This is a genomic window from Neiella marina (genome assembly GCF_002165625.1).
GTDB classification, from domain to species: domain Bacteria; phylum Pseudomonadota; class Gammaproteobacteria; order Enterobacterales; family Neiellaceae; genus Neiella; species Neiella marina.
This window is the reverse complement of record NZ_NGNS01000046.1, coordinates 1-1,788: the sequence shown is the minus strand read 5'-3', so window position 1 is coordinate 1,788 and position 1,788 is coordinate 1. Positions and strand designations below refer to the sequence as shown.

Here is a 1,788-nt window from a genome sequence, read left to right as displayed (position 1 = left end):
TTCAGTTAAAGTGCTGTGGCAAGGATGGCTCAAATTACAAGCCATCCTTGAAGGGTACGAGCTAGCCAAGTCTCTTGAACTCTAAGATGTGATCAAGAGACAGCCTTTTAGGCGGCTTTTTACTATCAATTCCACAGCGCTAAGATTTGCCCAACATCCGATTCAACGTGTTGTCTTTGTCAACAATATGATGCTTGAGCGCCGCTCCAATATGGCAAACCACCAGAGCACTAAAGACAAACCCCGTGTAATGATGAATTTGTTGGCCCATCACAGACAGCTCTGAGTGAAATGGTACGGCGTTGCCCTCTGGATCATATTGGCTTGGGATAATCTCTAAGCCAAACAAAGCCACACCGTAGCCTGCGAAGCCACTGTAGCTGATGCCAGACAACAGCATTAACGCCACGAGCCCTAGTAACAGCTTATGCGCGCCACTCACCAGCCTTTCATGGTCAGAATCTTTTGCAATTGAAGGCCAAGGTGAACGTTGCCGCCAATACAACCTAAATATAAACAGCAAAGCGATGATAACGGCTAATGATTTATGCAAGGCGTACAACTGATAAGACTCGGTGTAAGTCATGTAAAAGCCCAGCAACATTGCGAGTAACAATATTAAAGCCATCAACCAGTGAAGGTAGCGGGTAAGTCGATTCGAGCGATTGTTCATAATGTCCTCCATGTGAAATTGCCAGTATCTTAGAACTGCAATTCAACGAGGAGCAGCGCAATGGGACTAGCTCAACAGACATGGGACGAATGAAGGTTACAACACACTCAAACTGGGACCAACTGACGTACAGAGGGAGCAACTAGCAACTACATAAGGCGTTGCTTCAATCTAGCGGCATAGGATTTACTCACCGGCACCGCACTGCCATCCTCCATTACCACTAAGGTGCCGCCATTTGAGTTCTTGCGCAATTGCGCCACTTTAGCGAGATTAACAATAAAGCTACGGTGAACTTGCTGCAGGTCTGATGCGGCAAAATTATCGGCAATATGTTTTAGGGTGGCTCGTTTCACATAGTGGGCGTCGTTAGTTTCAATGTCGATGTAATTCTTGGCCGCCTGAATTCGAATGATATCGGCAATGGCCACTTGCCGCTCTATGCCTTGATTTTCAGCAACAATAAACAATGCTTCACATGGTTCATCAGTAGTCATTGATGGTTGGTACTCAGAAGCGATTGATTGAGAGGGTCGTTGGCCTCCAAGGTAAAACCAGATGGCAACAAAAATGGCGAGTGCAGACGCATGTTTTGGCATTTGTTCAATGATGATTCGAATGTAAGATGCTTGGCCAAACTCGCCAGTATCAAGCATGATCCGCACGGCCATCACAAAGATAACAACGAAGCAACCGTTAATCGCAACGCCAAGCAACAAATATCCGGCTTGCCGGCTGGCATTTAGCGCCAATATCAACGGCACGGTCGCAACCAGCCAACCACCCCATTCTTTACCAAACCAGATTAAAGAGTCTGCGAAGTTATACTGGGCACCTGCGGCATACTCTCGCCAAAAGACACAATAAAGATTAAACAACACGAAAAAGCCCAGCCAAACGAAAGCGCTGACAGCGAAAAGCGACTGTCGTTTGCTGAAGCGCCATTGCATTGACCGTATCTGGTTGCGCATTGCCTTTAATCCGTGAATAGAGAAAAGCCAGCATAACGCCTGTCTCTTATACACAAATCCCCGCTAAGCAATTGGCGGGGATTTTTTTGAACTTTTTCCGTTAACTTCGATCTGATCTCCACACTACTTTTTGGGGAGTATCAT

Annotated in this window: 2 protein-coding genes; both read right to left on the bottom strand. The window is 46.4% G+C overall.

Features of this window, described 5'->3' with window-relative positions; translation table 11 throughout:
• Positions 1 to 139: 139 nt before the first annotated feature.
• Positions 140 to 673 (bottom strand): cytochrome b, encoded by a 534-nt coding sequence (locus tag CBE68_RS18570; protein WP_158100676.1) that lies wholly within the window; start codon positions 671 to 673, stop codon positions 140 to 142.
• Between the two features lie 149 nt (positions 674 to 822).
• Positions 823 to 1,644 (bottom strand): LytTR family DNA-binding domain-containing protein, encoded by an 822-nt coding sequence (locus tag CBE68_RS18565; RefSeq protein ID WP_087507717.1) that lies wholly within the window; start codon positions 1,642 to 1,644, stop codon positions 823 to 825.
• Positions 1,645 to 1,788 lie beyond the last annotated feature (144 nt).